The organism is Janthinobacterium sp. GW822-FHT07A03 (genome assembly GCF_058798815.1).
The window spans coordinates 573,533-597,853 of record NZ_JBXAKW010000003.1 but is presented as its reverse complement, the minus strand read 5'-3'; the positions used below and the strand labels follow the sequence as shown (position 1 = coordinate 597,853).

Below are 24,321 nucleotides of genomic sequence, written 5' to 3'. Positions count from 1 at the left end.
GGCTTGTCCCTATAACCTTAGCAGGTACAGAGGATGAGAAAGTACATGTTGCGTGTTGTTGATCGCAATCATTACCCCTTAGTGTTGTAACACTAATACCTCAATACATAATCCTACTTCTTCCAGATTCATGGCCTTGTTGCTCAACAGAGAACAAGCGCCAGTACAAGTTATGCCTGATGACCATAGCAAGTTGGTCCCACCCCTTCCCATCCCGAACAGGACCGTGAAACAACTTTGCGCCGATGATAGTGCTGCAACCAGTGTGAAAGTAGGTTATCGTCAGGCTTGTTATTCGCAGTAGAGAAAAACCCCGCCGGACTCCGGTGGGGTTTTTTTTCGTCTGCTGATTCAGCCGCCAAAGCGTAACGGCATAAAAAAAGGCAGCGCTACGCGCTGCCTTTGTCATTTATCAAACCCATTAAAAGTGATAAGCGACTTTGACGTTCATGTAATTGACGCCGCTGTTTGGCTTTTTGTAGCCGCCGTTCGAGAAATGCTGGATCTTCGCAGCGACTTCCCATTTGTTATTGAAGACATAGCCGACGCCGATATGGTCACCGAACTGGAAGTGGGTCGACAGGCGGTTATCGTCGTTATCGTACAGCTTCGACAGCATATGTACGCCAATGCCGCCTTCCGCATAGAAGCCCAGCTTATTCGTGTTTTCAAAGCGGAAGACAGGGGTAAAGCCCAGGTCCCACAGTTTTTGATGTTGGCCGGGGACGTTGCGATAGCTCTTGCCATCCCAACCGCCGATGCTGGCATCCCAGTAACCGCTCAGCTGAGTGCCATTCGATACAAACCAGGCCTTATCCCAGTTCGACGTCACGCCAGCGCGCAGCATCTGTACTTTGACACCCTTGGCATATTCGCCGTAGACGGAGTCGATCAGTTTGTCGTCGGCGGCAAAGCCGGCGTTGGCCGCCATCAGCGCGGCAACGGCGGCGATGGATTTGAGGAGATTCTTCTTGAAGAACATAGAGGCTTTCATCGTAAAATTGGCCGTTAGGCTATTGTCTTGTTTGTACAGGCACCTGCTTTGATGCCGCTCTCGCCACTTGTTGATCTCAGGGGTTCAATTGACATTCTCTACAAAAATCGCATTTCTCGGTATCGGTCTGATGGGGGATCCGATGGTCCGGTGCCTGCTACGCGCTGGATATTCTGTCACAATTTGGAATCGCACGCACAGCAAGGCCCAACTCCTGCGTGCGGCAGGGGCGCAGGCAGCCGTATCCGTAGCTGAAGCGGTCGATGGCGCGGACGTGGTCATCTCGATGCTGGAAGCCGGTCCCATCGTGGCGCACGTGTTGCAAGAGGCGCTGCCGGCCTTGCCCGCTGGTGCGCTGTGGATCGATATGAGTTCCACCAAGCAATCGGAAGCCCAGCAATTTCATGCCACCTTGCACGCCGCTGGCCATGGCTTCATCGATGCGCCCGTGTCGGGCGGTGTCGGCGGGGCGCAGGCGGGTACCCTGGCCATCATGGCCGGTGCCAGCGCCGGCGATTACGCGCGTGTGGAAACTCTCCTGGCGGCGATGGGGCGCCCGACTCTGGTGGGCCCGCCCGGCAGTGGCCAGGTGGCCAAGCTGTGCAATCAGCTGATCGTCGGCGCGACCCTGAATATCGTGGCGGAAGCCTTGCTGCTGGCCCAGGCGGCGGGTGCCGATGCGGCTGCCGTGCGGGCAGCCATCCGCGGCGGTTTTGCCGAGAGCAAGATTCTGGACGTACATGGCCAGCGCATGTTGGCGCGCAACTTTGTTGCCGGTGGCCAGGTGAAGAGCCAGATCAAGGACATGCACAATATCCTCGCGGCGGCCGAAGCGGCGCACGTCACCTTGCCAGTGACGCAACTGGTGACGCAGCGCTATGAAACCCTCGCCACCAGCCACCCGACGGCCGACCATGCGGCAGCCTTGCTGGCCCTGGAAGCGTTGAATCCGGGCCAGCGTCTGGGCACAGGTCCGGACAAGCTGAGCTGAATCAAGCGACGGGCAGGCTCGCTTCGGCCAGCTTGACCCAGAAACTGGCGCCGATTGGCAGCAGATTGTCGTTGAAGTCGTAGCTGCCATTGTGCAAGACGCACGGGCCCAGGCCGTGGCCGCCATCGCGGTGATCGCCATCGCCATTGCCGATAAAGATGTAACAGCCGGCCTTTTCCTGCAGGAAAAACGCGAAATCTTCCGCGCCCATGGTGGGTTCGACATTCGCGTTGACCTTGTCCGCGCCCACCACGCTTTTCATCACGTCGACGGCAAACGCCGTTTCTTTCGCATGGTTGACCAGCGGCGGATAGTTGCGCTTGAAGTGGAAGTCGACTTCCGCGCCAAAAGCGGCGGCAGTGTGCACGGCGATCTCGCGCATGCGCTCTTCGATCAGGTCCAGCACGGGCGTGGTAAACGTGCGCACGGTGCCGACCAGGCTGGCGTCATCGGGAATCACGTTGGTGGCACTGCCCGCATGGATTTGCGTGATCGACAGCACGGCCGTGTCGAGCGGACTCTTGTTGCGCGTGATGACGGTTTGCCAGCTTTGCGCGATTTGCACGGCCACCATCACGGGGTCGATGCCCTTGTGGGGCTGGGCCGCATGCGCGCCCTTGCCCTTGACGGTGACGTGGAATTCATTGCTCGACGCCATCATCGGCCCTTCCACCACGCTCAGGGTGCCCGTTTCGGCGCCCGGCCAGTTGTGCATGCCGTAAATGGCATCCATGGGAAAGCGGCTGAACAAGCCATCTTCGATCATTTCGCGCGCGCCGGCGCCGCCTTCTTCCGCCGGCTGGAAGACGAGGTAGACAGTGCCATCGAAGTTGCGGTGTTGCGCCAGGTAATGGGCCGCACCGAGCAGCATGGCCGTGTGGCCGTCGTGGCCGCAGGCGTGCATCTTGCCCGGGTGGCGCGAGGCATGCTCGAAAGTATTCATTTCCTGCATCGGCAAGGCATCCATATCGGCGCGCAGGCCGATGGCACGCTTGGAGGTGCCATGCTGGATGATGCCGACCACGCCAGTGCGGCCCAGGCCGCGTACCACGGGAATGCCCCATTCCGTCAGTTTGGCGGCGACCACGTCCGAGGTGCGCTGTTCTTCGTAGCACAGCTCGGGGTGCGCATGCAGGTCGCGGCGGATACCTTGCAGCTCGGATTGAAACGCCAAGATCGGATCAACTAGTTTCATGGGACTCTCCTGTGGATGCTGGCACGCAGCAATGTATGGCGCGCCGGACCGCGCTTGTTTGATCAAAAACAGGCGTGGCTAATAGTGCATTGTAGCCCTTGTTTGCCGGGTAAATCCAGCGCACGGACCAGCTTGCCCTGACGCCAACAGCAAGCGCGCGGAATGGTTTACAGTATCGCCTTCCCCCAACGTTTTTGGATTGCACCATGACCACCACCCAAGTGCGCGCCGCCTGCCCGCTCGATTGCCCCGATACCTGCGCCTTGCTGGTCACCGTGACCGATGGGGTGGCCACCGCCGTCAAGGGCGATCCTGACCACCCGACCACGGCTGGCGTACTGTGCACGAAGGTATCGCGCTTCACGGAGCGCACCTACCATGCGGACCGGCTGCTGCATCCGCTGCGCCGCGTGGGCAAGAAGGGGAAAGGCAAGTTCGAGCGCATCAGCTGGGACGAAGCACTGACGACCATCGCGGCCCGGTTGAAACCGATCGCCGCGCGCGATCCGCAGGCGATCTTGCCGTACAGCTACTGCGGCACCATGGGCCTGGTGCAGGGCGAATCGATGTCCTCGCGTTTCTTCAACCAGCTCGGTGCTTCCCTGCTGGACCGCACCATTTGCGCGTCGGCCGGCGCCACGGGCTACCGCTACACGGTGGGCGCCAGCATCGGCACGGACCTGGAACAGTTCCAGAACGCCAAGTTGATCATCATCTGGGGTGGCAACCCGATCGCCTCGAACCTGCACTTCTGGATGCGGGCGCAGGAAGCCAAGCGCAATGGCGCCACCCTGATCGCCATCGATCCCTACCGTTCGCTGACGGCAGAAAAATGCCACCAGCATATCGCCTTGCTGCCGGGTACCGACGCGGCCCTGGCGCTGGGTTTGATGTATGTCTTGATTCTGGAAGATTTGCTCGATCATGACTACATCGAACGCTACACTGTAGGCTACGATGCCTTGAAACAGCGGGCGCTGGAATGGCCGCCCGAGCGCGTTGCCGAGGTATGCGGCATCACGACCACGGAAGTGGTGGAACTGGCACGCCTGTATGGCCAGGCGTGCCGCTCTGGCGAAGGCGCCGCCATCCGCACCAACTACGGCGTGCAGCGCGTGCATGGCGGCGGCATGGCCGTGCGCAACATCGCCTGCCTGCCAGCCCTGACGGGCGCGTGGCGCCATCCTGCCGGCGGCATGCAACTGTCAAGCTCGGGTTCCTTCCCCGTCAACCGCAAGGCCCTGCAGCGCCCGGATTTGCTCAAAGGCACGCCGCGCACCATCAACATGAGCACCATCGGCGACGACCTGTTGAAAGCCAGCTCGCCCGAATTCGGCCCGCAGGTGGAAGCCGTGATCGTCTACAACTCGAATCCGCTGGCGGTGGCGCCCGATTCCTCGAAAGTGGCGCAGGGTTTTGCCCGCGAAGACTTGTTTACGGTCGTGCTCGAACACTTCCAGACCGATACCGTCGATTACGCCGACATCGTGCTGCCAGCCACCACGCAGCTGGAACACGTCGATGCGCATTCCACCTACGGCCATCTGTACATGATGGCGAACAACGCGGCCGTGGCGCCGCTGGGCGAAGCGAAGGCGAATACGGAAATCTTCCGCCTGCTGGCCCAATACATGGGCTTTGATGACCCGTGCTTCCAGGAAAGTGACGATGCGCTGGCGGCCAAGGCCTTCGACAGCACAGATGCACGCGCCGTGCATTTTGACTGGGAATCGCTGAAACGCAGGGGCTGGCAAAAGCTGGCCATGCCCGAGGCGCCATTTGCCGAGGGCGGTTTCCCTACGCCATCGGGCAGGTGTGAGTTGTATTCGGAAGCCATGGCGCAGGCGGGACTCGATCCCTTGCCCACGTATATTGCACCGCACGAATCGCAAGCCAGCAATCCTGCGCTGGCGGCGCGCTTCCCGCTGGCCATGATTTCCCCGCCGGCGCGCAATTTCCTCAATTCTACTTTCGTGAACGTGAAAAGCCTGCGCGCGGCCGAAGGCGAGCCGCACCTCGACATCCATCCGGACGACTGCGCCGCGCGCGGCATCACGGCCGGCGACATGGTGCGCATCTTCAATGACCGCGGCAGTTTTGTCGCCAAGGCCAGGGTCACGGACAAGGCGAGACGGGGCCTGGTGGTGGGCTTGTCCGTATGGTGGAAGAAACTCGCCAGCGACGGCAAGAACGCCAATGAAGTGACGAGCCAGCGCCTGACGGACATGGGCCGCGCGCCGACGTTTTACGATACGCTGGTCGAAGTGGAAAAGGCTGCCTGAGCATGGCCCTGGCGCGCTGGCCGGTCCGCCTGCTTGTCGGCACCTTGTGCCTGTCGCTGGGCGGCTGCACGCAGCTGCGCTACTACACGCAGGCGGCGCAGGGGCAATATGCCTTGTGGTCCGGCGCCCGGCCCATCGGTGACTGGCTCGATGATCCGGCCACCGAGCCGCGCCTGAAAGTGCGCCTGGCCAAGGCGCAGCAAATTCGCCGCTTTGCCGTCAGCGAGCTGGATTTACCGGACAATGGCAGCTACAAGAACTACGCGGCCCTGCGGCGCCCCTTCGTGCTGTGGAACGTGGTGGCCACGCCGGAACTGTCGCTGCAGCCGCTGCAATGGTGTTTTCCCATCGCCGGCTGCGTCAATTACCGCGGCTATTACAGCAAGGACGAGGCGCTCGCGTATGCCGACGAGCTGCGCGCCCAGCATTACGACGTGCAGGTGGGCGGCGTGCCCGCCTATTCCACCTTGGGCTGGTTCGACGACCCGCTGCTGTCGACCTTTATCAACTACAACGATGCGGAACTGGCGCGCCTGATTTTCCATGAACTGGCGCATCAGGTGGTGTACGTGCCCGGCGATTCGGCCTTCAACGAGTCGTTTGCCAGTGCCGTGGAAGAGGCGGGCGTGCAGCGCTGGCTGGCGCGCGAGGGCAATGACGCGATGCGCGCGTCGTACGCCCAGTACGCGGCGCGGCGCCAGGATTTTCTGGCCTTGCTGCTGATATACCGGGGGGAACTGGAAGTCGTGTATGCGAGCGAGGCCAGCGATGCGGAGAAGCGCGCGCGCAAGGCGCAGGTGTTTGCGGCATTGCAAGATGCATATCAGGCACTGAAGAAAAACTGGGGTGGTTTTGCCGGTTACGACCGCTGGTTCGAGCAGCCATTGAGCAATGCGCACCTGGCTTCCGTGTCTACCTACAATGAATTTTTGCCTGCCTTCAAAAAATTGCTGGAAGAAAAAAAGAACTTTCGTGCTTTTTATGCTGCAGTGCACACAATGGCCCAGATCAAGAAGCCTGAGCGCAGGCGTGCGCTGGAACAATTGTCCAGCCCCTGACCCGTAAAGATTGTCCAGTACGCCGAGGCAAGCGATTCGGTAACAGCGTATTTATCATGCTGCAATGCAGCACAAAATGCCCCTAGAGTTGCTGCTCGAATACTGTTGAAAGCGCTTGCATGGAAGCGCGGCGCCCGATAGCATCGCATTAGTAGCATAGAGCAATTGCTCGTCAGAATGCTCAAACTGACTGCCGGACGACAGAATCCGCAGCAATGATCCGCGTCGGCAAGATGCGCCGGCTCCCCCACGATTATTCGAGACAAGAGGCACAGGATGGAAAAAATTTGGCTGAAGTCGTATCCTCCCGGCGTCCCCGCCGACATCGATCCTGATCAATATCGTTCGCTGGTGCATTTGCTGGAAGAAGCGTTTCAAAAATATGCGGACCGTAATGCCTATGTCTGCATGGACAAATTTCTCACCTATGCCGAACTCGACACCTATTCGCGCCAGCTGGGCGCTTGGCTGCAAAGCCGCGGCTTGAAAAAGGGGGCCAGAGTCGCCCTGATGATGCCGAACGTACTCCAGTATCCGGTGGCGATCGCGGCCGTGCTGCGCGCCGGCTACACGGTGGTCAACGTCAATCCTTTATATACGCCGCGCGAACTCGAGCACCAGCTGAACGATTCGGGCAGCGAAGCCATCATCGTGCTGGAAAACTTTGCCCATACGGTCGAGCAAGTGCTGAGCAAGACGGCTGTCAAGCACATCGTCGTTGCCAGCATGGGCGAAATGCTGGGCGGCTTGAAGGGCATGATCGTCAATTTTGTCGTGCGCAACGTCAAGAAGATGGTGCCCGCGTATTCCTTGCCGAACGCCATGCGTTTCAAGCAGGCACTGGCGCTGGGCAGCCGCATGAAGCTCACGCCCGTCGAGCTGAGCATCAACGATGCTGCCTTCCTGCAATATACGGGCGGCACCACGGGCGTGTCGAAAGGTGCGACCTTGAGCCATCGCAATGTGATCGCCAATGTGCTGCAAAGCGAAGCGTGGTCGGGCGCGGCGCTCGACCAGAACAGCCGCGAGCAGCTGATCATCGTCTGCGCCTTGCCGCTGTACCATATCTTTGCCCTGACGGCGTGCGCGATGTGGGGCACGCGTGTGGGCGCGCTGAATATCCTGATCCCTAATCCGCGCGATATCCCTGGCCTGATCAAGGAACTGGGCAAGTACAAGTTCAATTTGTTGCCTGCGGTCAATACGCTGTATAACGCGCTGGTCAATCATCCCGACTTCGCCAAGCTCGATTTCTCGGGCTTGAAGATCGCCAATGGCGGCGGCATGGCGGTGCAGCAAGCCGTCAACGACAAGTGGCTGCAAGTAACGGGCGTGTCCATCATCGAAGGCTATGGCTTGTCGGAAACGTCGCCTGTTGCCACCTGCAACCGCGCCGACAGCACGGCGTTTTCCGGCACCATCGGCTTGCCCGTGCCCTCGACCGACATTGCCATCCTCGACGATGACGGCAAGGAAGTGCCGCTGGGCCAGACGGGCGAAATCGCCATCCGTGGCCCGCAAGTGATGAGCGGCTACTGGAACCGTCCCGATGAGACGGCCAAGGTCATGACGCCGGACGGTTACTTCAAATCGGGCGACGTGGGCATCATGGACGAGCGCGGCTACGTGAAGATCGTGGATCGCAAGAAAGACATGATTCTCGTTTCCGGCTTCAATGTGTATCCGAACGAAGTCGAGGCCGTCATTGCGGCCCATCCGGGCGTGCTCGAGTGCGCCTGCGTGGGCGTGCCTGACGAGCACTCGGGCGAGGCCGTGAAAGTGTTTGTCGTGCGCAAGGACCCGAACCTGACCCAGGCCGTGCTGGCCGCGTATTGCAAGGAGCAGTTCACGGGCTACAAGCGGCCGAAATACATCGAATTCCGTGATGAACTGCCGAAGACCAACGTCGGCAAGATTTTGCGTCGCGCCTTGCGTGACGAAACGAAGATAGCAGCATAAACAATGTGGATGCACCAGGAGGCGCATCCCTTTTACAGATAAAGATGAGGCGAGATGGACAAGATTTGGTTGAAGTCGTACCCGGACAGCGTTCCCGCAGAGATTGATTGCACGCAATACCGTTCCGTCACGCATTTGCTGGAAGAGTCGTTCCAGAAATATGCGGACCGCAATGCTTTCGTGTGCATGGATAAATTCCTCACCTACCGCGAACTCGACAAGCTGTCGCTGCAGATGGGCGCCTGGCTGCAAAGCAAGGGCTTGCAACGTGGCGCGCGCGTGGCGATCATGCTGCCGAACGTGCTGCAATATCCGGTGGCCATGGCGGCGATCCTGCGCGCCGGCTATACGGTGGTGAACGTCAATCCGCTGTACACGCCGCGCGAACTCCAGCATCAGCTGATCGATTCGGGCAGCGAAGCGATCATCGTGCTGGAAAACTTTGCCACCACGGTCGAGCAGGTGCTGCCGCACACCCAGGTCAAGCACGTGATCGTTGCCACCATGGGCGACTTGCTGGGCGGACTGAAAGGCACCATCGTCAACTTCGTCGTGCGCAAGATCAAGAAAATGGTGCCCGCGTTCTCCTTGCCGGGCGCCATCAGCTTCAACAAGGTGCTGGCCGAAGGTGCACGCTTGAGCCTGACGCCGGTGCAGCAGGGGCATGACGATATTGTCTTCCTGCAATACACGGGAGGCACGACGGGCGTGTCGAAGGGCGCGATGTTGTTGCATCGCAATGTGATCGCCAACGTGCTGCAAAACGAGGCCTGGATGTCGCCCGTGATGACGCCTGAAATGCGCGCGACCTCGATGGGATTCATGTGCGCCTTGCCCCTGTATCACATCTATTCGCTGACGGTCAGCGCCCTGATGGGCATGCGTCTGGGTGGCATGTGCGTGTTGATTCCGAATCCGCGCGACATCCCCGGTTTCGTCAAGGAATTGACCAAGCACAAGATCGTCGTCTTCCCTGCCGTTAATACTCTGTATAACGCGCTGCTGAACAATGCCGACTTTGCCAAGCTCGATTTCTCCAGCTACAAAGTGTGCAATGGCGGCGGCATGGCCCTGCAGCGCAACGTGGCGGAACGCTGGCTGAAACTGACGGGTTGCCCGCTGATCGAAGGCTATGGCATGTCGGAAACATCACCCGTGGTGACGGGCAACCGCGTCGATATCACGGAATTTACGGGCACCATCGGCTTGCCTTTCCCGTCGACGGAAGTGGCTATTCTGAATGATGACGGCGTGGAAGTGTCGCTGGGCGAGCCGGGCGAGATCGCCGTGCGCGGCCCGCAAGTGATGGCGGGATATTGGCAGCGTCCGGACGAGACGGCCAAGTCGATGACGGCCGACGGCTACTTCAAGACGGGCGACGTGGGCGTCATGGACGATCGCGGCTACGTAAAAATCGTGGATCGCAAGAAAGACATGATCATTGTCTCCGGTTTCAATGTGTATCCGAACGAGGTGGAAGACGTGGTCGCGTCCTGCCCTGGTGTGCTCGAATGCGCCTGCATCGGCGTGCCGGACGCCAACGCGGGCGAAGCCGTGAAAGTGTTTGTCGTGCGCAAGGATCCGAACCTGACGGTGGAACAGATCCGCGAGCATTGCAAACATGAATTGACGGCCTACAAAAAGCCGAAATACATCGAGTTCCGCGATGAATTGCCGAAAACCAACGTCGGCAAGATCTTGCGCCGTCAATTACGCGACGAAAAGAAAGTAGCTTAATTCGCCGCCAAGGCCGTGTCCGCCGCTACGGCTTGCCGTGGCCTGGCGGGCAAGCCGAAGCAGGGACGCAGCCAGTTGACCTTGCTGATCAGCAGCGACGTCCCCAGCCAGCAGGTCGCCACCGTGCCGGCCAGTACCAGCAGCGGCTCCAGCACGGGGCCCAGCTTCAACGGCACCAGCCAGTAGGCCAGCAGCACGATCGCGCTCTGGTGCAATATGTACCAGGGAAAGACGGCCTGGCGCGCCCAAGGCAGCCAGGCAAACGGACGGTTCAATAGCGTGTGCGACCAGCCCAGGATGGCGCAGATGGCCAGCCACATGTACAGGTTGCGCATGGGCCAGGAGCCGAACGAGGCCCAGGTCAGCAGGTTCTCCGAATATATCCGGTCGAAAAACATGTACACGGCAAACGCGCCCAGACCCAGCCACAGCGACTGCCAGCGCAGGCGCGCCAGTTCTGACCATAAGCCCTTGTCATTGCCCAGCCACCAGCCATACACGAACAGCGTGAAATACATGGCGTGCGCATACCAGTCATGCAGCACCGCATGGGTTTCCGGATAGCGCATTTTGAGGAAGGCCATTGCCGCCAAGGGTGGCAGGGCAGGCAGGACCAGCAGACGCCAGCCGCGCAAGCGCTGGAACCGGGGGCGCAGCGCTGCCAGCAGCGGTTGTAGCGCCACCAGTACGATGATGTACAGCAGCAAGTACACGAGATACCACAGATGGTTCCAGGTAAAACCAAATTGCCATCCTGCAAATGCGCCCGCAGGCCAGGCGTAGCCGCCAAAGTAATGCAGCAGGAACTGTCCAAATCCAGGCTCGACCAGGCCCTTGCTGACGCCTTCGCAATACGGCTGGATGGGAATGATGATGGCCATGCCGAACAGCAGCGGCACTAGCAATCGCTGGATCCTGCGCCACAGGAAGGTGCCGCGCGAGGTCTGCGTCATCATGGCGCACGAAACGCCGGAGATAAGGAAGACGATTTCCATGCGCCAGCGGTTGAGGAAGACCAGTGGCATGTTCAAGGCGTCGGTGGCGTAGCTGCTGTGCATGTGAAAGTTCCAGCCATCCATGTACAGCAGGGCAGTGTGATAGACAATCAGCAGGCTGAAGACGAGAAAGCGCAAGGCGTCGATATCGTGGCGGCGGGAAGCTATGGTCATGATCGGTGGACGAGTGGTGAAGGAAGGCCCAGCATAGGCAGCGACGGGGCAGCGAGCCAGCGAAATGGGACCAGCGGACGGCTGGCTGTGACGAATGGATCGCCTGGGACGGGTGTGGGACGTTACAATCATGCAACTAATTCATCGTCCGAGACCATGGCCGTTTCCTCCACTGATCTGTTGCAACGTTATCAACGCTGGCGTCGCGTGGCCGAGCCGGGATTCTGGATCGTGCTGTATCTGCTGCAGGCTAGCGTCAACAGCTGGCTCGTGTGGCTGGACCTGCAGCGCGCCGGCGTCAATACGCCGTTCTGGGAAGTGGCCGTGTGGGAGTGGAGCAGCAATCTGGTGCTGCTGGCGCTGGTGCCCGTGGTCGTGCTGGCGGGACAGTACCGGCCGTTGCACCTGGTGTTCCAGCGCCAGAACCTGCGCTGGCACCTGGCTGCGTCGGTCGCCTACAGCCTGGTGCATGTGGCAGCCATGGTGGCCTTGCGCAAGCTGGCGTACTGGAGCCAAGGCAGCCACTATGATTTCGGCGCCTGGTGGCGCGAGTTACCATATGAATACCTGAAAGATGTGCGTGCTTACTTCCTTGTCTTGCTGGCCGTGGGCTTTTACCAGTTGCTGCTGATGCGCTGGCAAGGCGAGGCGACACTGCTGGGCGAGCCCGATGAAGGGCCGGCCGTGGAACCGGTGCAGCAGCCGGAACGGTTTCTGGTGCGCAAGCTGGGCAAGGATTTCCTGCTGCCGGCTGCCGATATCGAGTGGATACAGGCCTGGGGCAACTATGTGAACCTGCATGTGCGCGGCCACGATTATCCGCTGCGTTCGACCATGGCGGCCATCGAGCGCCGCCTCGATGGCAAGCGCTTTGTGCGCGTGCACCGCAGCTATATCGTCAACCTCGATTTCGTGCAGGCAATCACGCCGCTGGAATCGGGCGACGCGCGTGCCGTGCTGTCCACGGGCGGCGAAGTGCCCGTCAGCCGGCGTTACCGCGACGCCTTGAAAAGCATAGGCTAGGTGCGTTGCAAGCCCGCCTTGCCATTCTGCACGGTGAAACTGGCCAGTGTCGCGATGGTCGAAGTACTGTCACGCACATTTTCCAGGCCCTGGAACAGGGTCGTGGTTTTCTCCGGCGTGATATCCAGCAACATATAGCCGCGCTTGTCGCTGCGTCCGTAGCGGATGTGCGGATTCATCGCCACGTACTGGTCCGTGCGCGCCTGCGGACGTGAACTCGAGGTGATTGAGGTACCGCAAAACTCCGTGGCCAGCACGGGATTATCCTTGCCGGTAGGCCGCATGGCGTTGCGGCTCAGTTCCGTCGCATAAAAAGTGTGCACGTCGCCCGACAGCACCAAGGGGTTGCTGGCCTTGCTGCTGCGCAGGGCGTCGAGCAGGTACTGGCGCGCCATGGGATAGCCATCCCAGCCATCGGTCCAGATGCGCTCGTCACCGGGTCGCAGGATGGGCACCTGGCTCGATTGCGCCATCAGGGTTTGCTGGGCGAGAATATTCCAGCGTGCGGGAGAGTCATCGAGACCGGTTTGCAGCCAGCGCTGCTGTTCTTCGCCCAGCATCGTGCGCTCCGGTTTCAGCAAGTCGGGGCAGTTGCGCGTGGTGACGGAATTCGAGCCGCCGCGGCCCGGCTTGGCGCACGCGTGGTAGGCACGGTATTGCCGGTCGTCGAGCACGTGGAAGCGTGCCAGGCGGCCCCAGTCGTAGCGCTGGTAGATGCGCATGTCGACAAAGCCCCTTCTGCCCAGCGGCAGCAGGCGCAGCGGCATGTGTTCATAAAACGCCTGGTAGGCGGCCGCGCGGCGCTGCAAGAAGGTGGGCGTGAGCAACTCGTCGCGGTCGTTGCCGTAGTCGTTGGCCACTTCATGGTCGTCCCAGGTGACGATCCACGGTGCGGCCAGGTGCGCGCCCTGCAAGTCGCGGTCGCTCTTGTATTGCGCGTAGCGGGCGCGGTACTCGTCCAAGGTAAAACTTTCATGCGTGCGCACGGCCCGGCTCGGGTGCTGCAGCTGGTACGGCCCCCACTCATAGATGTAATCGCCAAGAAAGGCCACCAGGTCGGGCGCCGCCGCCGCGATGTGCCGGTGCGCCGCATACGCGCCGAATTCCCAGTGCTGGCACGAGGCCACGGCCAGTTTCAGCGAGGCAGGCATGGAGCCGGGTTCGGGTGCCGTGCGCGTGCGGCCCACGGGGCTGACGGCGTCGCCCAGCATGAAGCGGTACCAGTACCAGCGTCCGGGCGCCAGGCCGCCCGCGTCGACATGCACGCTGTGCGCGAGCGCCGGCGTGGCTGTGGCATGTCCCTTGGCGGCGATGCGCCGGAAAGCCTCGTCTTCGGCCACTTCCCAGCGCACGTTCAGGGCGATGGCTGGCGTGGCGGCTGACTGCAGCGGGTCGTAGCAGATGCGCGTCCACAGCACGACGGCGTCCGGCAAGGGCGAACCGGAAGCGACGCCGAGCGCAAACGGATAGCCCGTGCCGTTCAGGCGCGTAGCGGCGCCGGCACCGGAACCGGACAGCACGCTGCCGGCCGCGGCCAGCGCCGTGATGCGCGCAGCGCTTAGCAAGAAGATGCGGCGCTGGTTATCCATCGTGTGGAATGATTACGACAATCAAGACGCCAATAAGGTCTCGATCGGCGGCACCTTGCGCGGCTTGCGGTCGGAGTCCGTCGCCACGTAGATCAGGGTCGCTTCCGTGACTTTCACGATGCACGCCTGCAGCCGGTTGCGCTCGGCATACACTTCCACGTTGACGGTGATCGAAGTATTGCCCACTTTGACGATATCGGCGTAGAAGGAGAGAAGATCGCCGACGAAGACGGGATTTTTGAAGACGAAGGAATTGACGGCGATGGTGGCGACACGGCCGTTGGCGCGCCGCGTGGCCGGCAGGGAACCGGCGATATCGACTTGCGCCATGATCCAGCCGCCGAAGACGTCGCCGTACACATTGGCGTCGGACGGCGCGGGCATCATGCGCAATTCCGGCATTTTTCCGGCGGGCAGGCCGGAGGCGAGGCAGTTGTCGGGGCGGGCGGGGGAGGTGCTCATCTTTTATTCTCATGAAAGGCTACAATTGCTGCGATTGAACCATAAAAAGCCGACCTTCGCCATGCGCCGTTCCCAGACTCCCCCTCCGCCCCGCTCGCCAGCTTCCGCCAGCCACAGCGACTTCGCCACCATCAAGACCTTGCTGCCGTACCTGTGGGTCTACAAATGGCGAGTGCTGCTGGCGCTGCTATGCCTGGTGGGCGCCAAGCTGGCCAACGTGGGCGTGCCCCTGATCCTGAAAAAACTCGTCGACGCCATGACGATCACGGCCGCGCACCCGCAAGCGCTGCTGGTGCTGCCCGTCGGCTTGCTGGTGGCGTACGGCTTGCTGCGCCTGTCGACCACCTTGTTTACGGAATTGCGCGAATTCCTGTTCGCCCGCGTCACGCAGCGCGCCGTGCGCACCATCGCCCTGCAAGTGTTCCGCCACCTGCATGCCTTGTCCCTGCGTTTCCATTTGAACCGTCAGACGGGCGGCATGACGCGCGACATCGAGCGGGGCACGCGCAGTGTCGGTTCGCTCATTTCCTACACCCTGTTCAACATCCTGCCGACGCTGGTGGAAATCACCCTCGTGCTCGGCTACCTGGTCTTGCATTACGACATTTGGTTCACCGTGATCACGGCGGTGGCGCTCGTGTCGTACATCGCGTTCACCGTCTTGGTGACGAACTGGCGCACGCATTTCCGTCGCACCATGAACGACCTCGACTCGAAGGCGAATACCAAGGCCATCGATTCGTTGATCAACTATGAAACCGTAAAATATTTCGGCAACGAGGATTACGAAGCGAAGCGTTACGACGAAGGCTTGCAGCGCTATGAATCTGCCGCCGTGAAATCGCAGACTTCCTTGTCCTTGCTCAATACGGGCCAGTCGCTGATCATCGCCACGGCCGTGACATTAATTCTCTGGCGCGCCACCGTGGGCGTGATCGCCGGCACGATGACCCTGGGCGACCTGGTGCTGGTAAACGCCTTCATGATCCAGTTATATATTCCCCTCAATTTCCTGGGCGTCATTTACCGCGAAATCAAGCAAAGCCTGGCCGACATGGAGCGCCTGTTTTCCTTGCTCAACGAGAACCGCGAAATCGCCGATACGCCGGACGCCAAGCCGCTCGTCACGCGGGGTGCGGCCGTGCGTTTCGCGCATGTGGATTTCAGCTATGAAGCCAAGCGGCAAATCCTGTTCGACGTGGATTTCCAGATCCCCGCCGGCACCACGACGGCCGTGGTGGGCCACAGCGGCTCGGGCAAGTCGACCTTGTCGCGCTTGCTGTTCCGCTTTTACGAAGTCGATGGCGGCGGCATCACCATCGATGGCCAGGACTTGCGCAATATCACGCAGGATTCCCTGCGCGCGGCCATCGGCATCGTGCCGCAGGATACCGTGCTCTTCAACGACACCATCGAATACAACATCGCCTACGGCAAGCCGGGCGCCAGCAAGGAAGCCATCGTGGCGGCGGCCAAAGCCGCATCGATCCATGATTTTATTGAAAGCTTGCCAGATGGCTACAATTCCATGGTGGGCGAGCGGGGTTTAAAACTGTCGGGCGGCGAAAAGCAGCGCGTGGCGATTGCCCGCACCCTGCTGAAAGACCCGGCCATCCTGATCTTCGATGAAGCGACCTCGGCGCTCGACTCCAAGGCCGAGCAGGCGATCCAGTCGCAGCTGAAGGAGATTGCCAAAAACCGCACCACTTTGGTGATTGCGCACCGTCTGTCGACGGTGGCCGATGCCCAGCAAATCCTCGTGCTCGACCATGGCCGTATCGTCGAGCGGGGCACGCATCCGCAATTGCTGGCGGCGGATGGCCTGTATGCGCAGATGTGGCAACGCCAGCAGGCGAACAGGGACGATGAGGCGGAAGAGGACGAGTTGGCGGGGCTGGCGCAAGCAAAATAAATCGGGAATGGGAAATCAGTAGGAAAAATGCTACAGCCGCGCCCCTTCAGGCGCGCGTATAGCGCCTATTTGAGGGCAATCGCAGAAAACGGCTGGTCCGGCGCTGAAAATGAAATAAAATTAATTCCATTGGTGGCGTCTGCACCACAGTTGTTTCGTTCGGGGTCCATCCCGTTTGTCCGCCCAGGAGAATTTATGAAATTGACCAAAATCATCGCCACGCTGCTCAGCGTCGGTGTCATCAGCAGCATGTCGCCAGTCCAGGCTCAGGAATTGACCGGCACCTTGGCCAAGATCAAGAAAGCCGGTTCCGTCACCCTCGGTGTGCGCGACGGCTCCGTGCCCTTCTCCTATCTCGATGACAAGCAGCAATACCAGGGTTATTCGATCGACCTGTGCATGAAAGTCGTCACGGCCCTGCAAAAGCACCTGGGCATGAGCGAACTGAAAGTGGTGATGAGCCCCGTCACGTCGGCCAACCGCATCCCGCTGATGGCCAACGGCACCATCGACCTTGAGTGCGGCTCGACGACGAACAATCTGGAGCGCCAGCAGCAAGTGGCATTCGCCCCCACCATGTTCGTCATCGGCAACCGCGTGCTGTCGAAAAAATCCTCGAACATCAAGACCCTGGAAGACTTGCGCGGCAAGACCCTGGTCGCCACGGCCGGCACGTCGACCATCAAGCAGATGACGATCCTGAACAAGGAAAAGAACCTGGGCATGACGATTGCCGTCGGCAAGGATCATCCCGAGTCGTTCCTGATGCTGGAAACGGGCCGCGCGGTGGCCGAAGCCAACGACGACATTTTGCTGGCGTCGCAAGTGGCCAACTCGAAGAACCCGAACGACTACGAAATCACCAAGGAAGCGCTGTCGGTCGAACCGTACGGCATCATGCTGCGCAAGGGCGACCCGGCCTTCAAGAAAGTGGTCGACGATGCGCTGATCCGCCTGTACAAGAGCGACGACATCAACCGCATTTACGCGAAATGGTTTACCTCGCCGATCCCGCCGAAAAACATCAACCTGAAATTCCCGATGCCGCCGCAATTGAAGGCCGTGTTTGCCAATCCGACCGACTCCGGTGACCCGGCCGCGTATGCGGCAGTGCCCGAAGCGCAGAAGACTTCGGACAAACGGAAAAAATAACAAGACTGCGTAACAAACCGGGGGGCGCAAGCCTCCCGTTTTATTTACGGGACGGGCGGCGGACAAGCCGCTTTCCTTGAGCTGCACGGGAAGGATGATCATGAACTACAACTGGAATTGGCGCATTTTCTGGGAGATTTCTCCCGATGGCGTGGGTACGTATATGGACACGCTGTGGTCCGGCCTGGTCTGGACACTGGCCACGGCCGGTGCGGCCTGGATCATGGCACTGATATTGGGCCTGGTGGTCGGTACCATCCGCACCCTGCCGAACAAATGGCTGGTGGGCGTGGCCAATGCCTACGTCGAATTGTTCCGCAACGTGCCGCTGCTGGTGCAGATGTTCCTGTGGTATTTCGTCATGCCGGAACTGCTGCCGCCCGACCTGGGTACCTGGGTCAAGTCGCTGCCGAACGCGCCGTTCGTCACGGCCGTGCTGTGCCTGGGCTTTTTCACCTCCTCGCGCGTGGCCGTGCAGGTGACGACGGGGATCGAGGCGCTGCCGCGCGGGCAGAAACTGGCCGGCACGGCGCTGGGCCTGACCCTGCCGCAAACCTACCGTTTCATTTTGCTGCCGATGGCCGCGCGCGTCATCCTGCCTCCGCTGACCAGCGAATTTTTGAACATCATCAAGAACAGTTCCGTGGCGCTGACCATCGGCCTGATCGAACTGACGGCCAGCGCGCGCGCCATCCAGGAGTTTTCCTTCCAGGTGTTCGAGGCATTTTCGGCCGCCACCATCATCTACATCGTCGTCAACCTGCTGGTCGTGGTGCTGATGCACCTGATCGAGAAAAAGGTCGCCATCCCCGGCTTCATCGTCGCCGGCGCCAAGACGGGAGGACACTGACATGTTCGGTAATTTCGACTTCGACGTCATCTCCCGCTCATGGGTCTACCTGTTCCAGACCGGCATGGTATTTACCCTGAAGCTGACGGCGCTGGCCATGGTGGGCGGCATCGTGCTGGGTACCTTGCTGGCGCTGATGCGCCTGTCCGGCAACCGCCTCATCTCGGGTGTGGCGTCGAGCTACGTCAACCTGATACGCTCGATTCCGCTGGTACTGGTGATCTTCTGGTTCTACTTCCTGGTGCCGTATATCGCGGCCTGGGTCATCGGCGCCAACGAACCCGTGAAAGTGGGCGCGTTTTCTTCCGCGCTGATCACCTTCATCATGTTCGAGGCGGCCTACTATTGCGAGATCATGCGCAGCGGCATACAGTCGATTCCCCGCGGCCAGGTGTGGGCGGGCCAGGCGCTGGGCATGAACTACCGGCAAACCATGGGCAACATCGTGCTGCCGCAAGCCTTCCGCAACATGATTCCCGTGCTGCTGACGCAGACCATCGTGCTGTTCCAGGACGTGTCGCTCGTGTACGTGCTGTCGATTCCCGATTTCGTGGGCGCCGCCTCGAAAATCGCCCAGCGCGACGGCCGTCTGGTGGAGATGTACGTGTTTGTCGCCGTCGTGTATTTCGTGCTGTGCTATGCCTTGTCGTTCCTGGTAAAACGCCTGCAGAAACGCGTCGCCATCATTCGCTAACCGTAAAAGAAAGAACAAGATGATTGAACTCAATAACGTCAGCAAATGGTATGGCCAGTTCCAGGTACTGACCGACTGCAGCACCAAGGTCGCCAAGGGCGACGTGATGGTCATTTGCGGCCCGTCCGGCTCCGGCAAATCGACCCTGATCAAGACCGTCAACGGCCTGGAACCGATCCAGCAGGGGCAGATCATCGTCGACGGCATCACCGTCAACGATCCGAAAACGAATCTGTCGAAACTGCGCGCGCGCATCGGCATGGTGTTCCAGAACTTCGAGCTGTTCCCGCATCTGTCGATCCGCGAAAACCTCACCATCGGCCAGATCAAGGTGCTGGGCCGCAGTGCCGACGAAGCCAATGCCAAAGGCTTGAAATACCTGGACCGCGTGGGCCTGCTGTCGCAGCAGGACAAGTTCCCCGGCCAGCTGTCGGGCGGCCAGCAGCAGCGCGTGGCGATCGCCCGCGCGTTGTCGATGGACCCGATCGCCATGCTGTTCGACGAGCCGACGTCGGCGCTCGACCCGGAGATGATCAACGAGGTGCTCGACGTGATGGTGGGCCTGGCGCAGGAAGGCATGACGATGATGGTCGTCACGCACGAAATGGGTTTTGCCAAGCGCGTGGCGAACCGCATCGTCTTCATGGACCAGGGCAAGATCATCGAGGATTGCAGCAAGGATGACTTCTTCAACACGACGCGCTCGGACCGCGCGCGCGATTTCCTTGCCAAGATCATCCATTAATTTTCCATCACCTTGAAGCTGAGTACGAATGCCTGACATGAAACAACTAGCCGGCACCATGCTGGCGCTGGGCATGCTGGCCCATGCCCACGCGGCCGACAAGATCGCCGTCGACATCGCCCTGCGCGACGCCACCCTGATCGACGTGGCCGGTGGCCTCGCCGTCAAGGGCAAGACCGTGCTGCTCAAGGGCGACAGCATCGTCGCCGTCGTCGATGACCCGCAGCTGCGCAGCTACGCGCCGAAGCGGACTATCCGCCTGCCCGGCAAATACCTGATGCCGGGCCTGTGGGATACGCACGTGCATTTCGGCGGCGGCCCCGAGCTGATCGACGAGAACAAGCAGCTGCTGCCCCTGTACCTGGCGCATGGCATCACCACGGTGCGCGACTGTTCGGGCGACTTGCCCGACACGGTGCTGGCATGGCGCCGGCAGATCAATGCGGGGCAGCTGGAAGGTCCGACGATCTTTACCTCTGGCGCCAAGCTCGAAGGCCTCAAGCCGCTGTGGAAGGGCACCATCGAAGTGGGCACGCCGCAGGAAGTCACGCGCGCGCTCGATGGCCTGCAGGCGCAGCAAGTGGACTTCGTGAAGATCACGGAAAACACCCTGAAGCCGGAGCTGTACCTGGAAGCGCTGCGCCAGGCGCGCGAACGGGGCATGCGCACCTCGGGCCATATCCCCGTGCAGCTCACGTTGGAGCAGATGGCCGATGCGGGCCTGGGCACGATCGAGCATCAATCGTATCTGCTGCGCGCCACGACGCCGCGCGAACAGGAGCTGACGGACAAGGTGGCCGCGGGCGCGATGACGGGCAAGGAGGCCATGCGCGAAAGCCTGCAAAGCTACGACGAGCCGACGGCGCGCAAGGCCTTCAGCTACCTGGCCGCGCGCGGCACGGCCATCGTGCCTACCCTGTGGGGCTCGCGCGTGACGGCTTACCTGGACCGTGAAGACCACACGCACGATCCTGCCCTGCAGTACATTGGCAAGGGCTTGCGCGCCACCTACGACTGGCGCGTGCAGCGCGCCGCCAAGGATGGCCCGGATGCGATCGCCCAGCGCCACGCGCAGTTCGAGCAATCGGCAAAGCTGCTGCCCATTTTGCAGCAGCAGGGCGTGAGCATCATCGCCGGCACCGATGCGGGCTTCTTGAATTCCTTCGACTATCCGGGCCAGGCCCTGCACGATGAAATCGGCCTGTACGTGCAATACGGCCTGACGCCAAAGCAAGCCTTGCAGTCGGCCGTCATCAACGGCCCCCGCTTCCTGGGCAAGCTGGAGCGTTACGGCAGCGTGGCGGCCGGCAAGGCGGCCGATTTGCTCGTGCTCGACGCGAACCCGCTGCAGGACATCGGCGCCACGCGCCAGATCCGCCTGGTGGTCAGCCGTGGCCAGGTGTATGACCGCGCCAAGCTGGACCGGATGCTGGCCGAGATCCGCGCCTGGGTAGCGAAGCAGGAGACGGCATCGGCCAAGTCCTGATGCTCTTCATTCTTTTAGTTAAAACGGCCGGGTGATACCGGCCGTTTTGCCGTCTCCCAGCCAGCATGCGCGGGCTCTCCCGGCAGGCGGGACGGTCCTGCGGCTGGTAAAATGGCGCTATCCGCAATGACCGCCTGAGAGCAGCCGCCATGTCCACACTCGATCACACCCCAGACTCCATCACCATCACCCGTCCAGACGACTGGCATTTGCACCTGCGCGACGGCGCCGTCATGGCCAGCGTGCTGCCGCACAGCGCGCGCCAGTTCGGCCGCGCCATCGTCATGCCGAACCTCAAACCCCCGGTCACCACCACGGCCGATGCCAGCGCCTACCGCGAGCGCATCCTGGCCGCCGTGCCGGAAGGCGTGAACTTCGATCCGCTGATGGTGCTGTACCTGACGAACAACACTTCGCCCGACGAAATCCGCCGCGCGCAGGACAGCGGCATCGTGCAGGCCGTGAAACTGTATCCGGCCGGCGCCACCACGAATTCCGACCTGGGCGTGACGGATTTGAAGAATTGCTACAAGGTGCTCGAAGTGATGCAGGAAGTGGGCATGCCCTTCCTCGTGCACGGCGAAGTGACGGATCCGGAAATCGACATTTTCGACCGCGAAGCCGTCTTCATCGAGCGCGTGATGCGCCCGCTGCGCAGCGCCTTCCCGGCCCTGTCCGTCGTGTTCGAGCACATCACCACCAAGGATGCGGCGCAGTACGTGGCCGAAGCGGAAGGCCCGATCGCCGCCACCATCACGGCGCATCACCTGCTGTACAACCGCAACGAGATTTTCAAGGGCGGCATCCGCCCCCATTACTACTGCCTGCCCATCCTCAAGCGCGAAGAGCACCGCTTGGCGCTGATGACGGCGGCTGCCAGCGGCGACGAGCGCTTCTTCCTCGGTACTGACTCGGCGCCGCATGCGCAAGGCGCCAAGGAAATGGCTTGCGGCTGCGCCGGTTGCTACACGGCCTTGCACGCGATGGAAATGTATGCGGAAGCGTTCGAACGGGCCGGCGCGCTCGATAAGCTGGAAGCGTTCGCCAGCTTCCATGGCCCGGCCTTCTACGGCGTGCCGCGCAACACGGACACCATCACCCTGAAGCGCGAAAGCTGGACCTTGCCGGCCTCGCTGCCGCTGGGCGACAGCCACGTGATTCCGCTCAACGCGGGCGAGCAGATCAACTGGAAAATGGTCTAGGCGTTCATGCTGCCATCGATAGACTGGACCCGCCCCTGGTTTGCCACGGTGCTGCCGGCGCGACGGCAGCTGGACCTGCAGCGCGACACGGTGATCGCGGCGCTGAACGGACGGGCGCGGGCGCTGGACTTGCGCAATCCGTCCGGCTTGCCGCTGGCCTTCGTACCGCAAGCGGACCTGCCCGAAGGCGTGGCGTACGAGGAGTTCATCGGCGCCACGGGCGGCGTGCCCACGCGCGACAATCTGCACGATTTTTTCAATGCGCTCGTGTGGCTCACCTTCCCGCGCATCAAGCGGCAATTGAATGCGCTGCAGGCGGCGCAGATCGCCCTGTCCGGCGTGGGCAAATCGCGCGGCCCGGCGCGCGACGGCGCGACGATTTTTGACGAAAATTCCGCCTTGCTGGTGCTGCGCGACAGCGATGCGGGACGCGCGCTGGAAACGGCACTGCGCGGGCACGACTGGCGCAGCGCATTTATCGCGCAGCGCGAGAAATTTGGCGCGGGCGGCGACGCCGAAGTCTGGCTGTTCGGCCACGCGCTGATGGAAAAACTGGTGGCGCCGCGCAAGGCCATCACGGCGCATACGCGCGTGATCTTTGCCGGCGACGCCTATTTCAACCTGGACGATGCGGCACGCCGCGCCTGGCTCGACGAGCGGGTGGCGCAAGACCTGGCGCGGCAAGGCCTCACGACGGCCGACTTCACGCCCCTGCCGGTGCTCGGCTTACCCGGCTGGTGCGAAGGCCAGGACGACGATTTTTACAATGACGCGGCGGTATTCCGCCCGAAGCGCAAGGTGGCTGGCGCAGAAAGAGATCAATAGATGGAAAATACCGTCCGCTGGGGCATCCTTGGCACCGGCAAGATCGCTCGCGCGATGGCCAATGGCTTGCGCGATGCGCCCGGCGCGCAGCTGGTGGCGGTCGCCTCGCGCAGCAGCGCCGGCGCGCAAGCCTTCGGCGCCGAATTCGGCATCGAACGTTGCCACGGCGCCTACCAGGCGCTGGCTGACGATCCTGGCGTGGACGTGATCTACATCGCCACGCCGCACACCTTGCATGCGGAAAATGCCCTGATGTGCCTGGCCGCCGGCAAGCACGTCGTGTGCGAAAAGCCGTTCACGATGAACGCACGCGAGGCGCAGGCCGTGGTCGATATGGCGCGCGAGAAAAAGCTGTTTCTGATGGAAGCGATGTGGAGCCGTTTTCTGCCCGCCGTGCAGGAAGCGCAGCGCATCATCGCCAGCGGCGAAATCGGCGTGCTGCGGCAGGTGCAGGCCGATATCGGCTTTGTCGCCCATTTCCCGCCCGAGCACCGCATGTTCAATCCCGAACTCGGCGGCGGCGCGCTGCTCGACGTGGGCATTTATCCGCTGTCGATGGCGGCCTTCTTCCTCGGCCCGGTATCGCAGGTGCAGGCGCTGGCCGAGATGGGCGCCACCGGCGTCGATGAACAGGTGGTGTTCTCGCTGCTGCACGCGGGCGGCGGCACCTCGTCCTGCGCCTGCAGCCTGCGCGCGCAGACGCCGACGGAAATGACCATTTCCGGCAGCCTGGGCCGCATTCGCCTGCCCAACCGTTTTTACAAGCCCGATCACCTGATCGTCGAAACGATGGATGGCGCGCGCCGCGTCGTCGCGGCGCCCCACCTGGGCAATGGCTACGCGCACGAAGCGATCGAAGCGATGCGCTGCATCCGCGCGGGCCTGCTGGAAAGCCCCGTCATGCCGCACGCCGACAGCGTGGCGCTGATGCGCAACCTTGACACCATGCGCGGCCAGATCGGTCTCGTTTACAAAGCCGACCAGGCTTGAACAGGA

At 61.5% G+C, this 24,321-nt stretch carries 20 protein-coding genes and 1 rRNA gene; 16 read left to right on the top strand and 5 right to left on the bottom strand.

Features of this window, described 5'->3' with window-relative positions; genetic code table 11:
• The first annotated feature begins 175 nt into the window (after positions 1 to 175).
• A 5S ribosomal RNA gene (gene rrf, locus AC1RJW_RS12285) occupies positions 176 to 288 on the top strand.
• Between the two features lie 133 nt (positions 289 to 421).
• Here rrf and AC1RJW_RS12280 read toward each other — a convergent pair.
• A complete protein-coding gene (locus tag AC1RJW_RS12280) occupies positions 422 to 994 on the bottom strand; it encodes an acyloxyacyl hydrolase (protein ID WP_226941203.1) in 573 nt (190 codons plus the stop codon).
• Positions 995 to 1,082: 88 nt separating this feature from the next.
• On the opposite strand from AC1RJW_RS12280, the gene AC1RJW_RS12275 reads away from it, so the two are divergent.
• Positions 1,083 to 1,985, top strand: coding sequence for an NAD(P)-dependent oxidoreductase (locus AC1RJW_RS12275; protein WP_493045141.1), 903 nt, complete (start codon positions 1,083 to 1,085; stop codon positions 1,983 to 1,985).
• A 1-nt stretch (position 1,986) separates the two neighbouring features.
• Here the strand turns inward: AC1RJW_RS12275 and AC1RJW_RS12270 are convergent, their stop codons facing one another.
• Positions 1,987 to 3,180, bottom strand: a complete 1,194-nt coding sequence (locus tag AC1RJW_RS12270; protein ID WP_493045140.1) for a M20 aminoacylase family protein — start codon at positions 3,178 to 3,180, stop codon at positions 1,987 to 1,989.
• A gap of 206 nt (positions 3,181 to 3,386) precedes the next feature.
• Here AC1RJW_RS12270 and AC1RJW_RS12265 point away from each other — a divergent pair, with 206 nt between their 5' ends.
• From AC1RJW_RS12265 to AC1RJW_RS12250, 4 genes are all read left to right on the top strand, one after another.
• A complete protein-coding gene (locus AC1RJW_RS12265) occupies positions 3,387 to 5,462 on the top strand; it encodes a molybdopterin-containing oxidoreductase family protein (protein ID WP_493045139.1) in 2,076 nt (691 codons plus the stop codon).
• Between the two features lie 2 nt (positions 5,463 to 5,464).
• Entirely contained in the window at positions 5,465 to 6,520 is a 1,056-nt protein-coding gene (locus AC1RJW_RS12260; protein ID WP_493045138.1) for an aminopeptidase, read from the top strand.
• A gap of 276 nt (positions 6,521 to 6,796) precedes the next feature.
• On the top strand, positions 6,797 to 8,479 hold the full coding sequence (locus tag AC1RJW_RS12255; protein WP_493045137.1) for a long-chain fatty acid--CoA ligase: 1,683 nt from the start codon (positions 6,797 to 6,799) through the stop codon (positions 8,477 to 8,479).
• 54 nt (positions 8,480 to 8,533) lie between these two features.
• Positions 8,534 to 10,216, top strand: a complete 1,683-nt coding sequence (locus AC1RJW_RS12250; RefSeq protein WP_493045136.1) for a long-chain-fatty-acid--CoA ligase — start codon at positions 8,534 to 8,536, stop codon at positions 10,214 to 10,216.
• Here AC1RJW_RS12250 and AC1RJW_RS12245 read toward each other — a convergent pair.
• Positions 10,213 to 11,385 carry an acyltransferase family protein gene (locus AC1RJW_RS12245; RefSeq protein ID WP_493045135.1) on the bottom strand — a complete coding sequence of 391 codons (1,173 nt, stop codon included), beginning with the start codon at positions 11,383 to 11,385 and terminating at the stop codon, positions 10,213 to 10,215. The genes AC1RJW_RS12250 and AC1RJW_RS12245 overlap by 4 nt on opposite strands.
• A 156-nt stretch (positions 11,386 to 11,541) precedes the next feature.
• On the opposite strand from AC1RJW_RS12245, the gene AC1RJW_RS12240 reads away from it, so the two are divergent.
• A complete protein-coding gene (locus AC1RJW_RS12240; RefSeq protein WP_493045134.1) occupies positions 11,542 to 12,408 on the top strand; it encodes a LytTR family DNA-binding domain-containing protein in 867 nt (288 codons plus the stop codon).
• Here the strand turns inward: AC1RJW_RS12240 and AC1RJW_RS12235 are convergent.
• Entirely contained in the window at positions 12,405 to 13,997 is a 1,593-nt protein-coding gene (locus AC1RJW_RS12235; protein WP_493045133.1) for an alkaline phosphatase D family protein, read from the bottom strand. The two genes, AC1RJW_RS12240 and AC1RJW_RS12235, sit on opposite strands and share 4 nt — an antisense overlap.
• A gap of 21 nt (positions 13,998 to 14,018) precedes the next feature.
• Positions 14,019 to 14,459, bottom strand: coding sequence for an acyl-CoA thioesterase (locus AC1RJW_RS12230; RefSeq protein WP_086138644.1), 441 nt, complete (start codon positions 14,457 to 14,459; stop codon positions 14,019 to 14,021).
• 61 nt (positions 14,460 to 14,520) lie between these two features.
• On the opposite strand from AC1RJW_RS12230, the gene AC1RJW_RS12225 reads away from it, so the two are divergent.
• From AC1RJW_RS12225 to AC1RJW_RS12185, 9 genes are all read left to right on the top strand, one after another.
• Entirely contained in the window at positions 14,521 to 16,371 is a 1,851-nt protein-coding gene (locus AC1RJW_RS12225) for an ABCB family ABC transporter ATP-binding protein/permease (protein WP_493045132.1), read from the top strand.
• Between the two features lie 195 nt (positions 16,372 to 16,566).
• Positions 16,567 to 17,523 carry an amino acid ABC transporter substrate-binding protein gene (locus AC1RJW_RS12220; protein ID WP_070220709.1) on the top strand — a complete coding sequence of 319 codons (957 nt, stop codon included), beginning with the start codon at positions 16,567 to 16,569 and terminating at the stop codon, positions 17,521 to 17,523.
• A 100-nt stretch (positions 17,524 to 17,623) separates the two neighbouring features.
• On the top strand, positions 17,624 to 18,373 hold the full coding sequence (locus AC1RJW_RS12215) for an amino acid ABC transporter permease (protein WP_086138726.1): 750 nt from the start codon (positions 17,624 to 17,626) through the stop codon (positions 18,371 to 18,373).
• Between the two features lies 1 nt (position 18,374).
• Positions 18,375 to 19,067 carry an amino acid ABC transporter permease gene (locus tag AC1RJW_RS12210; RefSeq protein ID WP_493045131.1) on the top strand — a complete coding sequence of 231 codons (693 nt, stop codon included), beginning with the start codon at positions 18,375 to 18,377 and terminating at the stop codon, positions 19,065 to 19,067.
• 19 nt (positions 19,068 to 19,086) lie between these two features.
• Complete coding sequence (locus AC1RJW_RS12205) at positions 19,087 to 19,812, top strand: amino acid ABC transporter ATP-binding protein (protein ID WP_010401921.1); 726 nt, start codon at positions 19,087 to 19,089, stop codon at positions 19,810 to 19,812.
• A 37-nt stretch (positions 19,813 to 19,849) separates the two neighbouring features.
• On the top strand, positions 19,850 to 21,298 hold the full coding sequence (locus AC1RJW_RS12200; protein ID WP_493045130.1) for an amidohydrolase family protein: 1,449 nt from the start codon (positions 19,850 to 19,852) through the stop codon (positions 21,296 to 21,298).
• Between the two features lie 149 nt (positions 21,299 to 21,447).
• Positions 21,448 to 22,500 (top strand): dihydroorotase, encoded by a 1,053-nt coding sequence (gene pyrC / locus AC1RJW_RS12195; protein ID WP_493045129.1) that lies wholly within the window; start codon positions 21,448 to 21,450, stop codon positions 22,498 to 22,500.
• A gap of 6 nt (positions 22,501 to 22,506) precedes the next feature.
• Positions 22,507 to 23,325, top strand: coding sequence for a DUF3025 domain-containing protein (locus AC1RJW_RS12190; RefSeq protein WP_493045128.1), 819 nt, complete (start codon positions 22,507 to 22,509; stop codon positions 23,323 to 23,325).
• A complete protein-coding gene (locus tag AC1RJW_RS12185) occupies positions 23,326 to 24,315 on the top strand; it encodes a Gfo/Idh/MocA family protein (protein ID WP_493045127.1) in 990 nt (329 codons plus the stop codon).
• The last annotated feature ends 6 nt before the right edge of the window (positions 24,316 to 24,321 follow it).

Excerpts from the sequence above, each read along its gene's own strand:
- AC1RJW_RS12270 (WP_493045140.1), bottom strand. The coding sequence starts at position 3,180 with ATGAAACTAGTTGATCCGATCTTGGCGTTTCAATCCGAGCTGCAAGGT.
- AC1RJW_RS12225 (WP_493045132.1), top strand. The coding sequence starts at position 14,521 with ATGCGCCGTTCCCAGACTCCCCCTCCGCCCCGCTCGCCAGCTTCCGCC.
- AC1RJW_RS12230 (WP_086138644.1), bottom strand. The coding sequence starts at position 14,459 with ATGAGCACCTCCCCCGCCCGCCCCGACAACTGCCTCGCCTCCGGCCTG.
- AC1RJW_RS12215 (WP_086138726.1), top strand. The coding sequence starts at position 17,624 with ATGAACTACAACTGGAATTGGCGCATTTTCTGGGAGATTTCTCCCGAT.
- pyrC (WP_493045129.1), top strand. The coding sequence starts at position 21,448 with ATGTCCACACTCGATCACACCCCAGACTCCATCACCATCACCCGTCCA.
- AC1RJW_RS12220 (WP_070220709.1), top strand. The coding sequence starts at position 16,567 with ATGAAATTGACCAAAATCATCGCCACGCTGCTCAGCGTCGGTGTCATC.
- AC1RJW_RS12190 (WP_493045128.1), top strand. The coding sequence starts at position 22,507 with ATGCTGCCATCGATAGACTGGACCCGCCCCTGGTTTGCCACGGTGCTG.
- AC1RJW_RS12185 (WP_493045127.1), top strand. The coding sequence starts at position 23,326 with ATGGAAAATACCGTCCGCTGGGGCATCCTTGGCACCGGCAAGATCGCT.
- AC1RJW_RS12280 (WP_226941203.1), bottom strand. The coding sequence starts at position 994 with ATGAAAGCCTCTATGTTCTTCAAGAAGAATCTCCTCAAATCCATCGCC.
- AC1RJW_RS12250 (WP_493045136.1), top strand. The coding sequence starts at position 8,534 with ATGGACAAGATTTGGTTGAAGTCGTACCCGGACAGCGTTCCCGCAGAG.
- AC1RJW_RS12205 (WP_010401921.1), top strand. The coding sequence starts at position 19,087 with ATGATTGAACTCAATAACGTCAGCAAATGGTATGGCCAGTTCCAGGTA.
- AC1RJW_RS12260 (WP_493045138.1), top strand. The coding sequence starts at position 5,465 with ATGGCCCTGGCGCGCTGGCCGGTCCGCCTGCTTGTCGGCACCTTGTGC.
- AC1RJW_RS12200 (WP_493045130.1), top strand. The coding sequence starts at position 19,850 with ATGAAACAACTAGCCGGCACCATGCTGGCGCTGGGCATGCTGGCCCAT.
- AC1RJW_RS12235 (WP_493045133.1), bottom strand. The coding sequence starts at position 13,997 with ATGGATAACCAGCGCCGCATCTTCTTGCTAAGCGCTGCGCGCATCACG.
- AC1RJW_RS12265 (WP_493045139.1), top strand. The coding sequence starts at position 3,387 with ATGACCACCACCCAAGTGCGCGCCGCCTGCCCGCTCGATTGCCCCGAT.
- AC1RJW_RS12240 (WP_493045134.1), top strand. The coding sequence starts at position 11,542 with ATGGCCGTTTCCTCCACTGATCTGTTGCAACGTTATCAACGCTGGCGT.
- AC1RJW_RS12245 (WP_493045135.1), bottom strand. The coding sequence starts at position 11,385 with ATGACCATAGCTTCCCGCCGCCACGATATCGACGCCTTGCGCTTTCTC.
- AC1RJW_RS12255 (WP_493045137.1), top strand. The coding sequence starts at position 6,797 with ATGGAAAAAATTTGGCTGAAGTCGTATCCTCCCGGCGTCCCCGCCGAC.
- AC1RJW_RS12210 (WP_493045131.1), top strand. The coding sequence starts at position 18,375 with ATGTTCGGTAATTTCGACTTCGACGTCATCTCCCGCTCATGGGTCTAC.